This is a genomic window from Pedobacter zeaxanthinifaciens, assembly GCF_003313335.1.
GTDB lineage: Bacteria > Bacteroidota > Bacteroidia > Sphingobacteriales > Sphingobacteriaceae > Pedobacter > Pedobacter zeaxanthinifaciens.
Genome location: NZ_QMHP01000001.1, coordinates 586,705 through 600,100 on the forward strand (window position 1 = coordinate 586,705; position 13,396 = coordinate 600,100).

The 13,396-nt window shown below is 38.1% G+C and carries 11 protein-coding genes; 2 read left to right on the forward strand and 9 right to left on the reverse strand.

Going from position 1 to position 13,396, the window contains the following annotated elements; genetic code table 11:
* Nucleotides 1-10 precede the first annotated feature (10 nt).
* From DUT68_RS02515 to proS, 9 genes are all read right to left on the reverse strand, one after another.
* Nucleotides 11-3,403, reverse strand: coding sequence for a SusC/RagA family TonB-linked outer membrane protein (locus DUT68_RS02515; RefSeq protein WP_113635487.1), 3,393 nt, complete (start codon nucleotides 3,401-3,403; stop codon nucleotides 11-13).
* A gap of 188 nt (nucleotides 3,404-3,591) precedes the next feature.
* Nucleotides 3,592-4,770 carry a FecR family protein gene (locus tag DUT68_RS02520; RefSeq protein WP_113635410.1) on the reverse strand — a complete coding sequence of 393 codons (1,179 nt, stop codon included), beginning with the start codon at nucleotides 4,768-4,770 and terminating at the stop codon, nucleotides 3,592-3,594.
* A 130-nt stretch (nucleotides 4,771-4,900) separates the two neighbouring features.
* The gene (locus DUT68_RS02525; protein ID WP_113635412.1) at nucleotides 4,901-5,491 is read right to left on the reverse strand and encodes an RNA polymerase sigma factor; all 591 of its coding nucleotides are present in this window, start codon (nucleotides 5,489-5,491) and stop codon (nucleotides 4,901-4,903) included.
* Between the two features lie 446 nt (nucleotides 5,492-5,937).
* Nucleotides 5,938-6,231 (reverse strand): YdeI/OmpD-associated family protein, encoded by a 294-nt coding sequence (locus tag DUT68_RS18520; RefSeq protein WP_237088241.1) that lies wholly within the window; start codon nucleotides 6,229-6,231, stop codon nucleotides 5,938-5,940.
* 9 nt (nucleotides 6,232-6,240) lie between these two features.
* On the reverse strand, nucleotides 6,241-6,447 hold the full coding sequence (locus tag DUT68_RS18525; RefSeq protein WP_237088242.1) for a DUF1905 domain-containing protein: 207 nt from the start codon (nucleotides 6,445-6,447) through the stop codon (nucleotides 6,241-6,243).
* 114 nt (nucleotides 6,448-6,561) lie between these two features.
* Complete coding sequence (locus DUT68_RS02535) at nucleotides 6,562-7,422, reverse strand: TIGR02757 family protein (protein WP_113635489.1); 861 nt, start codon at nucleotides 7,420-7,422, stop codon at nucleotides 6,562-6,564.
* Between the two features lie 17 nt (nucleotides 7,423-7,439).
* Nucleotides 7,440-8,603, reverse strand: a complete 1,164-nt coding sequence (locus DUT68_RS02540; RefSeq protein WP_262510290.1) for a cystathionine gamma-synthase — start codon at nucleotides 8,601-8,603, stop codon at nucleotides 7,440-7,442.
* An 80-nt stretch (nucleotides 8,604-8,683) separates the two neighbouring features.
* Entirely contained in the window at nucleotides 8,684-9,385 is a 702-nt protein-coding gene (locus DUT68_RS02545) for a hypothetical protein (RefSeq protein WP_113635414.1), read from the reverse strand.
* A 79-nt stretch (nucleotides 9,386-9,464) separates the two neighbouring features.
* Complete coding sequence (gene proS / locus DUT68_RS02550) at nucleotides 9,465-10,937, reverse strand: proline--tRNA ligase (protein ID WP_113635416.1); 1,473 nt, start codon at nucleotides 10,935-10,937, stop codon at nucleotides 9,465-9,467.
* 106 nt (nucleotides 10,938-11,043) lie between these two features.
* On the opposite strand from proS, the gene DUT68_RS02555 reads away from it, so the two are divergent.
* Nucleotides 11,044-11,931, forward strand: a complete 888-nt coding sequence (locus DUT68_RS02555; RefSeq protein WP_113635418.1) for a hypothetical protein — start codon at nucleotides 11,044-11,046, stop codon at nucleotides 11,929-11,931.
* A gap of 26 nt (nucleotides 11,932-11,957) precedes the next feature.
* Entirely contained in the window at nucleotides 11,958-13,301 is a 1,344-nt protein-coding gene (locus tag DUT68_RS02560) for an OmpP1/FadL family transporter (protein ID WP_113635420.1), read from the forward strand.
* The last annotated feature ends 95 nt before the right edge of the window (nucleotides 13,302-13,396 follow it).

The following is a 13,396-nucleotide window of genomic DNA, read 5'->3' on the forward strand; positions in this document are numbered from 1 at the left end:
CGAATACACTTTAAAAGGTAAATGATAGGTTTACACCAAAATTTCGGGTTGAAGGAAGTTGAGCGACTTCGAAACCACGTTGGATATCGCTTTCGCCTAACGTACCAAACTCAGGATCGTATGCGGGCCAGTCGCTCCAAACAAAAAGATCCCTACCGTACACACCAACTACCGCTTTTTGGAATTTGATTTTCTTTAGAAATTTGGCAGTTAGGGTGTAATCTAACCTCAGCTCTCTAAGTTTGATAAAATCGGTGCTAAAGGTGTTGGCTTCTACGTTATCTGATTTAAAATGTTCATTATAGTAAGTCCCCACCTGTTCAGCAATTACATCATTAGGCCTGAAAGTTCCGTCAGCATTGCGCTGTACGCCTTTCCCAATAATACCGGTGTATCTTCCCGGCAAGCTATTGGTTAATTTACCTGCAACTGATGCTGCCGCATGCGTGTGCGAATAGGCAACTGCTCCATATTGGCCATCAACCAATACTTTTAATCGCCACTGCCTAAACCTAAAGTTGTTAGTTACTCCCCAGTTAAAATCAGGGGTAGCTCTTCCTAAATAAAAAGCTTCTTCCGTTAATGTTGGATAGCCCTGAGAATTATAAATGATTTGACCATCGGGACTACGGGCATAGCCTAGACCGTACAAATCGCCCATATGACCACCTACACGAGCTTCCATAGACCCACGTGGGCCAGTTTGCATAACGTAGTTATCAACGCTGTCAGCCAGAGATACAATTTTATTTCTGTTAGCGGCAAAAGTAACTGCCACATCCCAATTTAAGCCTTTACTAGATTTAAGTGGCACTCCATTTAAAGCAAGCTCTATCCCCTTATTTTGTACCAAACCAGAGTTCATCACGCTGTAGTTGTAGCCAGTAGCTCTATCTAATGGTACATTTAAAATTTGGTTTTTGATATTGCTTCTGTAGTAAGTAGCATCCAGTCCTAACCTGCCTTTAAACAATCGGATATCTGTACCGAACTCCAAAGTGGAAGAAAGCTCATTTTTTAAATCTTCATTGGCAATAAAAGTTGGATTAGCCATACCCGAAGAGTACAAAGCTTTTGATATATAATTGTATCCCGTTAGGTAAGGTGTAACACCGCCGCCGCCAACCTGCGACCAAGAGGCTCTAAGTTTGAAGTAAGAAATTGCTTTTGGCAAGCTGAACATTTCGGATACTAAACCACTTAAGTTGACAGATGGATAGAAAAACGAAACATTTTGATTAGAGAACTCAGAAGCCAACACAGAAGCCCAATCGTTACGGCCGGTTAAATCCAAGAAAAGGTAATTGCGGTACGAAAACTGCGCTAAGCCATATAAACTGTTTACGGCATATTCGGTGGTTCTTGAATTGGATTCTACCCTATCTTGAACATTAGCGAAGGTATAAATGCCTGGATATCTTAATTTATCGGCACTTAATGAAACCATTTTGTATTTATTGATCATCAATGATCCACCAACCGAATACGAAGCCTCAATATCTTTACTAATTCGGTGCTTATAGTTTAATAAAAAATCGGTATTGGTTTCTTTTTGATCGATATCCTGTGTACGGAACATCCCTTGAGGAAACCTTGCTGCATCCTTCGGCTTTTGCTGCGATCTGGATTCGGCTGCCCAATCTATTGAGCTCCTCACCATTAAATTTAAGCTTTTTGTAAACTCATAATTGGCGCTAATGGTACCAATCAATTGGTTTCTGTTGCTTTTATTTAACATTTCATACACTGCTAAATAAATGTTATCCAATCCATTGGCAAATGGCCTAATTTGACTTAGTCCCTCGCTACCTGGCACCCAATACTGCTTGTACCAATTGATATCGGCACTTGGTGTTAAACCAATAATGCTATACATCACCGTTTGGTTATTGTATCCGGTTGATGGCAAATTGTCGCTATACTTATTGTTATAGCTCAACTTGGTAGATATCATCAACTTATCGTTTACCTTTTGCGATACATTTAAAGCAATGGTATTCCTATCGTAACCGGTGTTTGGTACAATCCATTTGTTATTGAGGTTGGTAAAACTCACACGAGCAGTTGTTTTTGCGTTGCCACCACTCACCGACAAGCTGTTGGTATAGGTTTCAGAAACTTCGAAGTAATCCTTTCTATTGTTTTTGTACGGTCTCCAAGGCGTTCGTTCATTACCTCTGGTCAACAAATTAGGATCCCATTGGTAATATTCCTGACCATCAAATTTTGGTCCCCAAGCGCCTCCAGTATTTTTAGTGTTTGGCCCATCTTCTGTAGCTCCCCAAGAATAGTACTGGTCGCTACCAATAGCACCTTGTCCGTACTCATACTGAAAATCTGGCCAACGGTTAATGGTGCCAAACACTGCGTTCGAATTGAACGATATGCCTAACCCCTTTTGACTTTCTTTTCCTGATTTAGTAGTGATGATGATAGCTCCGTTTGAGCCTCTAGAGCCATATAAAGCTGCAGCACCGGGCCCTTTTAATACTGATACACTTTCGATATCTTCCGGATTTAAATCGCTTATCCCGTTACCGTGGTCAACAGGGTTTTCACTACCTAGGTAAGCACCATTACCTTCCGAAATTTTAGAACTCACAACTACCCCATCCACTACAATTAGTGCGGAATTATCTCCACTTAATGAACTCTCACCTCTTAAAATAATTTTGTTGGAACCAGCTGGGCCTCCTCCGGATTTGATCATATTCAAGCCAGCTACTTTCCCGGTCAAGGCGTCAGTCCAATTGTTGGACAAAGCATCTGTCAATTCCTCGCCTTTTACCTGCGTAACGGAATAACCTAAAGATTTCTCCTCTCTTTTAATCCCCAATGCAGTTACTACTACCTCATTTAAGGCCTCTACGTTTTCCTTAAGCTGTACTTTTAGGGTAGTTTGATTACCAACGGCTACTTCAGTAGTTTGAAAACCTAGGAAAGTAAATACCAAAACCGCATTTCCATTAGGCACATTGATGCTGAATTTGCCATCCATATTGGTAAGTTCTACCACTTTGGTACCTTTTATAGTGACAGAAACACTTGGAATACCTAAGTTATCTTTATCAACAACGGTACCTGTTACACGTATTTGCTTTTGGTTTTGTTTCCTTTCTACGATAACCACGGTATTTCCGTTCAGTGTAAAGCTCAATGGCTGGTTCTCTAAAGCTTTGTTTAATGCTTCTACTAAACTTACATTCTTAACCGATACGTTGATATTATCGATTTTAGCGATCATGCCAGAATTATAAATAAAATTATAACCTGTTTGCTTTTCTAACTCTGCGAGTACTACTTCTAATTTAGTGTTGGTTTTGTTTAGGGTTATTTGTGCAAATGAATTTGCGCTGGCCAGTTGTAGGCCAACGGCAGTCAATAAAACAAGTAGGAGTTTCATTACAAGCAATATTTTTTTGGGTACGCAGAAAACTCTACGCAGTAAAGAAGTATAATTTTTATACATTTGAAATACGGGTTTAATTAATCTGTCTCTTCTCGTTTCAGTTTAGTTACCTTGAAGCATTCGCTTCGGAATCGGGAGAGGGTCCAAGCTCTCTCGATTTTTTTTGTAACCGTTTTTAATGATTATTGCATTACGGTTACCCTCCTTCCTTCCATCTTAAATTTTACCTTCCCCGTTAATTCTAAGCTGCTCAAAAGTTCTTTAAGCGAGCTGTTTTTTAGGTATTTCCCACCAAATTCTTCTTTAGTCAAGTTTCCTTGATAAGCTACTTCTATATGATACCAGCGGCTTATCTCTTTCATAATTTCCTGTATAGGCTCATTTCTAAAAATAAAATAGCCGCTTTTCCATGCCATTACATCGTCCTCGTTGAAACCGCTTTGGCTTAATTTGCTTTCACTTAATACTGCTTGTTGTCCAGGTTTAAGCAACAGGCTTTTAGTTTGATAATTTGCCTTAATTGCACCTTCAAGCAAACTTGTTTTAACCAGTTGGTCATCGTCGTAAGCTGATACATTGAAGTGCGTACCTAATACCTGCACAGTCATTCCCTTTGCCGTTAATAAAAAGGGTTGCTTCTCATTATGAGCTACCTCAAAATAAGCTTCGCCAGAAAGTTCAACCTGTCTATTTGTGCCTTTAAAAACTGCAGGAAATTTTAATGTAGTTTTAGCGTTGAGCCAAACCTTTGTGCCATCAGATAATATCACCTGATAATTGCTTCCAACAGGTGTTGAAATGGTATTGTAATCCAACGTACCGTCGTCATTGATACTGCTGAGATCGTAAACCAACTGCCCTTCTTTATTTTTAGTAATCCCAATATTGCCTTCGGTAACAATCTTCCCTAATGCAAGCTCTTCCAAAGCAACTTTTTTGCCGCTTGAAAGTGTAAGCATAACATGATCATTTGTTGGTGCAGTTGGAGTAACTCTATTTGCTAACTGAACTTGTGTTTTTTTAAGATTTGAAAATAAATAGATGCTCATTCCAATGCCAAAACTCAACAATATGGTTGCGGCAACATAATACCATTTATTTCGCAAGCTACCCCATTTGGAATTTCTTTCTTCCTCGACTATTGATTGAGTGAAACGCTGATGGCTAGTAATTTGATGATACAAAGTATCGTTTAATTTTTCAGACGAACTCAAATTTTCCCAAGTGTTTTTTAACTGGGCATCAATTATTTCATCATTTTCGGGCTGTTGCATTAAACTTGCGAGTTCTTCAAGTTCTCGTTCGTTAATTTTGTTATCAACCAGCAACTGTAAAAGAAATTGCAGTCTATTATTTTTCAAGTTTGATTTGGTTTTAACGTAGCAAATTGCAGCGTTATATAATGAATACGTTTGTGCGACCTAAAAGGACTAGTCTACTTTATATTTTTTTATTAAATAGAGATAAGAGATTGATATACAAGCAAATAAATTAACTAAAAAACGTACTGAATAAACAGAGCAAGAAAATAATCTCTTGATTATCAAAACATGTTTTCAATTTTTTAGCGGCTACAATGAGATGATTTTTCACCGTATTTTTAGACAATCCAAGCCGATCTGCAATTTCATCGTAACTAAGACCTTCCATGCGGCTCAACCTGAAAACGAGTTGTTGTTGCTTCGGCAGTTCATTAATGGCTTTGTTAGCAAATGACAACATATCAGCGAAGATGACCTGATTTTCAGTATCGTTATGTTGGGTTATAATGCTAGTCAATAGGTTTTCTCGAAGTTTTTTTGTACTTATAACTTTCCTTAATTGATCTAGAATTTGCCGTTTTGCAATAGTAAAAAGATAAGGTTCCAAAACTTTATCAGCATCAAATTTCCCACGGTTTTCCCAAAGGGATAAGAATGTTTCTTGTACAATCTCTTCGCTTTGCAACTGATCCTTTAAAAAGCTATAAGCAAAAGCATAAACCTTCGGGCTAAAAAGCACATATATTTCCTTAAAAGCTATTTCGTTGCCCTCTCGAAAATCATTAATTTGTTTTGTACTTAAAGCCTTAAAAGAATACATAACTCTTAAACTCTTGGTTGCATTTTTTGATTATTTGTTACGTTTACTTTCTTTTTAGCAAAAAAACTTAAGTAAAAATAACAAAAGAAAATCAACCCGCAATAAACCAACTATCATAATTTTAAGTTTTTTGATTTTCCTAGAATACCGACTACAAATGAATAGATCTAATGTTAAATTATTATCAATCAACTATTATCTCTTACCCATTTATCAGTTTTAGAAAAGAAAATTTCGATATGAACGTGGTGTAAGGCTGTAAATGATGTTCCGAGCTAGTCGCTTTTATAAATTGATAACCTGATAAGTTCTAAAAACAGAAACGCATTGATAGAAAAACTGATGAGCAAAACGTTAGGAGCTTTTATTTTTCAGAACTGTTAAATTTAGTACTAAATGAGATAGTAATTAAACAATCAAATTTCCAGCGTGATAGCTAGGCTTAATCATTTCTCCCGTCTATTACTTCGCAGCATCAAACCAAAATCTTGTTTTAAGGCCATGGCGTTAACAATCATCACCAATCTTTTGGTGCGGGTGGTTTCCGTTTTTGCGGTATTTAACCAATTGATAAAATAGTTTTGATGAGATTTGGTATAGCTTAAAAACTGCTCTAATAATCCATCTTCCTGCGCCAAACAAACCTCTAAATCTTCTGGCATGTCTACTTTAAAGTCTGCATCATGAGCTAATGATAGCAATACCGGCTGGCCTGCCTCTTTTCTCAAAAGCTTCCGCATTTTTCCGTCTTAAGGTAAAATAAAATCGCCGCCTCCCATTGGGAGCAAGCTTTTCCCACTAATTGGCAGCTGATCAATTTGTCCGCATACACGAAATCCCCTCCTATCATCAGCTTTTATTTGTTGAGCAATAGCCTCTGGAATGAAAACGTAGCTCCATCCAGTTTTCTCGCCATTGGTATCAAATTTCTCTATTTCGGCTTTGAAGTTTACCATACAACTAAGTTAAAAGTATAAAGTCAAAATAAAAAAAGATCAAAGATTAAAGACCATGAGCTACTTGGTAAATCTTATCATCGGACATCGGTCCTTGGACTTACGACATCAAACTTAAAACTCTCCTTCTACCCCTAAACCAAATAAAGCAAAATCGTATTTTACTGGATCGGCAGGGTCAAAAGCTTTCAAATTTGCTGTCAGTTCAACGGCGGTAAGCCAATCGGTTTGCTTACGTTGTATCAATCCAAAATGACGAGCTACTCGATCTACATGAACATCGCAGGGACAAATCAAATCAGCGGGTTTAATGATATCCCAAATACCAAAATCAACTCCCAAATCATCCTTTCTTACCATCCATCTTAAAAACATATTTAAACGTTTACACGTTGATTTTTGTAAAGGTGAAGATATGTGCTTAATCGTTCGACGAGGAAAATCTGGCAAACTGAAGAAATAAGAACGGAAGTGATTTAATGCTTTTTCAATGTTAAAATTGGATAGTACCAAATCTGAAGTGTAACAGGTAGCAGAAGTTAGTTCATAACCTGAGGCAATTTCCTCCACACTTAGATAATCGGTGCGGTATGTTAGCGCCTGCGGTATAAAAGCCGTTTCTAAAGAATTAGACTGCTGATAATGATGTTGAAAGAACGAAACAAAATACAATAAATCAGTATCGTTGAACGTCCGATGCTTAAAGTCCAGCAATCCCTTCAAATCCTGATCAGAGTGATGCAGCATGAATTGATACGGCTCATTGTCCATCCTAGCTAACAGTTCCTTGCACTTATTGATGATGGTTTTCCTTTGCCCCCAAGCTAAAATTGCCGCAAAAAAAGCGGCAATTTCAATATCCTGTTTCAAGCTGTATTGATGCGGAATAACAATTGGATCGTTCGCAATGAAATTAGGCTGATTATACTGCGCTACCTTCGCATCGAGGAAATCCTTTAGATTATCTACTTTCATCATCATTAGCTAATTAGCTAATCTAATAAAGCTTGTTCCAAATCAGCCAACAAATCGTCAATGTCTTCCACCCCAACACTAAAACGCAATAAGTTATCGGTTACACCAACCTTTTCACGCTCTTCTTTAGGAATAGAACCATGCGTCATACTTACTGGATGGTTCACCAAACTCTCTACACCGCCTAAAGATTCAGCCAACGAAAAAACTTTAAACCTTGACGCAATGCGGAATGTCTCTTTCAAATCTGCATCCTTTAAAGTAACAGATACCATACCACCAAAGCCACGCATTTGCTTTTTAGCTATTTCATGGTTAGGATGATCTTCAAATCCTGGCCAATAAATCTTATCAATTTTAGGATGATTTCTTAAAAAATGGGCTACCTTCTCTCCGTTTTCGCAATGCGCTTTCATACGCAAATGCAAGGTTTTTATCCCTCGCAACACTAAAAAGGCATCTTGAGGTCCGGGAGTTGCGCCACAAGCATTATAAATGAAGAACAAATCTTTGTATAGCTGCTCATTATTGGTAAGCAAAGCGCCCATTACCACGTCAGAGTGACCGCCGATGTACTTAGTTACCGAATGCATTACCACATCAGCACCCAAATCAATTGGGTTTTGCAAATACGGAGAAGCAAAGGTGTTATCAACCGTTAAAAGTATATTGTTGGCCTTAGTAATTTTTGCTACGCCTTCAATATCAATAATGCGCATCGTTGGATTGGTAGGAGTTTCAATCCACACCAACTTGGTTTTTTCATTAATATAAGGCGTTATATTTTCTGGATTTGATAAATCTAAGAAATGAAATTTGATACCATAATTTTGATAAACCTTCGTGAAAATACGATAAGATCCACCATACAAATCGTTTCCTGTAATCACTTCATCACCCGGCTTTAATAGCCTCAACAAGCAGTCTGTTGCACCCATTCCGCTGCTGAACGCTAAACCATATTTACAGTTTTCCAGAGCTGCCAAGCAATCTTCTAATGCCTTACGGGTTGGGTTAGTTCCTCTAGAGTATTCATAACCTTTATGCTCGCCCGGCGATGCTTGCCAGTAAGTGGACGTTTGGTAAATCGGGGTCATGATAGCCCCTGTTGTAGGGTCTGGTTCTTGACCTGCGTGGATGGCTTTAGTTGCAAATTTCATTTTTTTATTTTTGTTAACCACATCGAAACATAGGCTTTTGACTAGAGAAAACAATAAACCAATCTCAAAATTTTATTATGTCCTATGTGTTAAAATTTAAATTATAAATTATTATTTTGTTGCGCTTCGGCTTTAAACTGATAGCCCAAACGTTTTCCAGTTGGGTAGCCACTAGCAGCTAAAATAGTTTGCTTTTGGTGCAATGTAATATCCTTCACAGCAGCATACGGAGGCAATTGCAAATCTGTATCCATACAATCTAGTATAGCAAGTTCAAAAATATGAGTGAGTATTTCCTCGCTAATTTCACTATCGCTAAATGATTCAAATAAAAATCCTAATTGTCCTTCGCCTTCTACAATGAATCGTTTTTGTTTATTGACTAAAATTCTGGCTATTAAAGTGCCTTCATCCGCCAGCCGATTATATTTTATCGAATCGGCTAAAAAGTTATGGATGTAGATTACGCCACAGTAGCTTAAACTGGGATCTGCTTTCACGTAACTCGACGAAAAAACACGATGTCCCTCCTCAAAATTAAATACGTTACTATGCATGGATAACAGCAACATATCTCCTGAAAACTTAAGCTCCGCTTCAAATTGATGCGCATCTCTGTAAGCTACTTCTACAGATGGATCTTTCGCATGATAATCCTGATGCAAACGAGAGGCAATTTTAGATAGTGCTTTCTTTGCAACCGCAAAAACATCAATCGTATTTCTATAAATTTCCTGCTTTAAAGAAGCTTTACTTTCGAGTTTACTAAGAATGAGCTGATAATTAGTAGTTTCTTTTTCCATGGTTCAACAAATGGGGATAAAGATAAGATGTGAAACGAGGTCGATTAACTGAATTTCACATCGCTGTACTCAAATCTAACTAGTAAGCCTTCGCAAATAACACACGTTGTGTAGATGGCTTTCCTGTTAAAATACAAACACCATTTTCCAACTTATTGTTCAAAGGAATGCACCTAATGGTGGCTTTGGTTTCTTCCTTAATGCGTTTTTCTGTTTCAGCTGTACCATCCCAGTGTGCGGCAATAAAACCTGTTTTAGTTTCTAACAACTCCTTAAATTCTTCGTAAGAATTTGCTTCGGTGATGTGTTCATCTCTAAATTTTAGCGCCCTATCAAAAATATTCTGCTGAATTTGAGCTAACATTTGGAAAATATATTCTGCCAAACCCTCTTGAGGCACGGTAAATTTCTCTTTAGTATCTCGTCTTGCTAACTCAACTGTACCATTTTGCATATCTCTAGCGCCAATTGCTACACGCACAGGAACACCTTTCAATTCGTACTCTGCAAACTTAAAGCCAGGGCGCTGACTATCCCTGTCATCATATTTAACAGAAACCCCAAAACCTTTTAATCGTGGAAGTAACTCGTCAACAAAAGCGGAAATTTGCTTTAATTCTTCTTCTCCTTTATAAATAGGTACGATAACTACCTGAATTGGAGCTAATTTTGGAGGTAATACTAAACCACTATCATCGCTATGCGCCATAATTAATGCGCCCATTAAACGTGTAGAAACACCCCATGATGTTGCCCAAACGTGTTCTAGTTTTCCTTCCTTGTTTGCAAATTTAACGTCAAATGCTTTAGCAAAATTCTGACCTAAAAAATGTGAAGTACCTGCTTGTAGCGCTTTACCATCTTGCATTAAAGCTTCAATACAATACGTGTCTAAAGCACCAGCAAAGCGTTCAGTTTCTGTTTTTTTACCTTTTACTACCGGAACACCCATCCAATTTTCAACGAAATCGGCATAAACATCCAACATTTTTTCGGTTTCCTCAATAGCTTCCTCAGCAGTAGCGTGAGCGGTATGCCCTTCTTGCCACAAAAACTCAGTAGTACGTAAAAATAACCTAGTACGCATTTCCCAACGTACCACGTTTGCCCATTGGTTAATTAATAATGGAAGATCTCTGTAAGATTGAATCCAACCTTTATAGGTATTCCAGATGATGGTTTCCGAAGTTGGGCGAACAATTAATTCCTCTTCCAATTTAGCTTCTTCATCCACCACAATATTGCCGTTACCATCGTTTTTTAAACGATAGTGGGTAACTACTGCACACTCTGTTGCAAAACCGTCTACGTGAGCGGCTTCTTTCGAAAAATAAGACTTAGGTATAAACAGCGGGAAGTAAGCGTTAGTATGTCCAGTTTCTTTAAATTTGTGATCTAAAACTGCTTGCATTTTTTCCCAAATAGAGTAACCATACGGCTTAATAACCATACATCCTTTAACTGACGAATGCTCTGCTAAATCGGCCTTTATAACAATTTCGTTATACCACTGGGAATAATCTTCACTTTTACTCGTAATACCTTTGCTCATAACTAATTTGGAACGTTTTTTGTGTTAAATTTCTTGTATTGATGTCTACAAATCTATAAATTTATAGTCAGAAATTAATTTAGCACACAAATAAAACCTAAATACGATGAGAGTTAACCTATTTTTAACCGGAACGCTTGCTGCAGCCGCCTTATTGGTTGCATCCTGCTCTACACAAAAATTAGCGCAAAATAATAGTGCTGATGATGTGTACAACACTGTAGCACAGGCAAAAGTATACAAGTATGCTCCTCCTGCGCAAACAGCACAAATAGATACTTCCCGTGTTGATCCATCTTACCAAGCAAGTAATCCTAATTACGATATGGACTACGCTTCTAGGATTGATAGATTTTACTACGGAAGTCCAAACAGAATTTACTTTGATGATTATTATAACTTTTACGGTTATAATTCATGGTATAACCCTTTTGATGTAGGCATTGGCTTTAACTATGGCTGGGGATTTAGCCGTTGGAATAACCCATACAATTATTGGGGATATTACGGAAGTCCTTATTACTGGAACACTTGGGGACCATATTCCTATTATAATCCATGGTACGGTGGCTGGGGAGGCGGTTATTGGGGCGGTGGTTACTGGGGTAACAGCGGCTGGGGCGGCGGTGTAATCGTTAGAAATGACAATTACAGAGCAAGACCTGACAGATCTGGAGGAGTTGCCAGAGCTAATGGCAGATTTGGTTCAGATATCCCATCAAGAGGAAATGTGAATGTAGGGCCTCGTCCAACAAGGCCAGAGAGTTACAATCCTACTACTAATGGAACTGTAAGAAGGCCGGAATCTACTACAGGGTCAACTTCTAGCCGACCTACTAGAGCAGAAAGTTCAAGACCATCTGCTCCAACTAGAGAAAGTTATACTCCACCAAGAACCTACACTCCACCACCATCAAGCAGCGGTAGTGGAAGTAGCAGCAGCGGTAGTAGTGGCGGCGGTAGCCGTCCAACACGAGGCGGAGGTAGAGGTTAGTCAATTCACATTACATCGAACAAAAAATGAAAAAAATAACAATGTTTTTGGTGGTAGCTACGGTAGCTACCACAATGAACGCCTATGCTCAGTATTCCAACGATGCATTACGTTTTTCTCAAACTAACTATGGCAGTTCCGCCAGGTTTAAAGGGATGGGAAATGCACAAATTGGCGTTGGTGGAGATATAAGTTCTCTTGGAGGAAACCCGGCCGGATTAGGTTTATTCACCCGGTCAGAGTTTGTGTTAACACCCGAGTTTAATCAAACTAGTACGAATGCTTCGTTTTTAGGCAATAATTCATCTGCAAGCAAACAGCAAGTTAATTTGAACCAACTTGGCGTCGTATTTCATATGCCAACTTATCGTTCTAAAGGACAAGACACACAAAAAGGACTTATAAGTGCCGTTATAGGTCTAGGGTACAACAGAAATAATGATTATGGAGTTGAAGCTAATTTTAGTGGAGTAAATAACTCTACTTCAGTTTATAATGTCTTTAATGATTATTCTGTTCCAGCGAATAGTCTTCAATCTGCAAATATTGTAAGAAGCGGTTCAGTGTCTGAGTTTAACATATCTGGTGCATTGAATATTTCAAATCAAATCTACATCGGCGCCGCTTTAGGATTAGTTAGTTTAAATTACGACTATAATTCAACGCTGGATGAAGATGGCATAGCGCAAAACTATTATATTAACTATAATCAGACTCAGGACACTAAAGGATCTGGAGTAAATGCGAAATTAGGGGTGATTTTTAGACCTATACCTGAATTTAGAATAGGAGCAAATATACAGTCGCCTACATGGTTCAATATCAACGATTCGTTTACCGAGGACAGTAATGACCCTAATGTTTTAGGCAGTGAAACTTACGACTTCTCTTACAATTTAAGAACACCATTAAAAGCATCCCTTGGCTCAAGTTACGTAATTGGAAATAGAGCATTAATTTCCGCAGATATTGATTTTGTAGACTATTCAACCATAAAATTCTCAAGTAGCGACGGCGGGGATACCCAGATTATAGCAAATAATAATCGCGACGTTAGGCAACTTTTCCAAAGCGCCATAAATTACAGAATAGGTGGTGAAGTTAAAGTTACTGATTTCATTAGCTTAAGAGCAGGATATGGAAATAACGGAAGTGCTTATAAAGATGACAAAGACGAACAATACTTTGCTACTCAATTTTATAGTGGCGGTTTAGGTTATAGAAATAAAAATTACTATTTCGATGTAGCTTACCAAAGAGTGAATACCCATTCTACTTTTAGCCCCTATCAGTTGCAGGGACTAGAACCAGTAGCTGAGGCAACTAACAACAAAAACAACGTTTTCTTAACTTTCGGAGTTAGATTCTAAAATGTGATTTCAAAAACACGACATAAAAAAATGCCCCTGAAAACTGGACTGCCCCCAAAAAGTTAGACACTTAATGGGGGCATTTTTATGAGTAG